1 protein-coding gene is annotated in these 669 nt (G+C 56.8%); it reads left to right on the top strand.

What is annotated here, in order from left to right; all coding sequences use genetic code 11:
* On the top strand, window positions 1-615 hold a 615-nt coding region (locus CDA63_RS20110), incomplete at its 5' end, for a hypothetical protein (RefSeq protein ID WP_206780471.1).
* Window positions 616-669 lie beyond the last annotated feature (54 nt).

Here is a 669-nt window from a genome sequence, read left to right as displayed (position 1 = left end):
ACCTTTTTGCTGAACCCAGCGAGTGTTCTCAGGCTGGCTTGCAGAAAACCGGTCCGTACCTTGCCATTGATGGAAATAGAACGGTTTGTTGAACAGGTCACCGCCTGCCGGCCCACGGCCGAAGAGCTGCGCGCACGGTACGCCAACCCTGATTACGAACGCGAAGTGGACCGGCAGTTCGACGTGCAGGTGGTGAACGCCGTCCAGGCGGGCCGCACCCAATTGGAAACGCTTCTGACCGGCACCACCCTGCCTCAACTCTCCATTGCCGGCATCCAATGGAATAGTGCGTTCGAACCTCTTGAAGAGTCCGGTTGGGAACCCATGCTTCACTTTGCTTCTTTCCACGAAGACTACCTCTGCGTGAGTGCCGACTTTCGCACCTTGTATTACTTTGATTACCACTGTTTGTTCCAGGACACCAACAACGTGGTTTCATGGCCCTACCGGGACGCGTCCTTTTTGGAGGCGGTGCTCTTCCTGCTGCGCGTGGACACGGCGTTTGAGTACCGCAACCAGGTGCCCGAGGCGGGAGCGTTCCGAACACTCCGAGACCTATTAGGAGAAGGTTCGGACCAGTTCGCGTACACCGTCATGGCGCAATACGCCCCGTAAAAGAAATGAGCCGCCACGAGTACCGAAGGTGCCTCAAGGCAAATGCTCTTTCAA

This window comes from Hymenobacter amundsenii, assembly GCF_002204745.1.
Classification (GTDB): Bacteria; Bacteroidota; Bacteroidia; order Cytophagales; family Hymenobacteraceae; genus Hymenobacter; species Hymenobacter amundsenii.
This window is presented reverse-complemented; position numbering and strand designations above follow the sequence as displayed.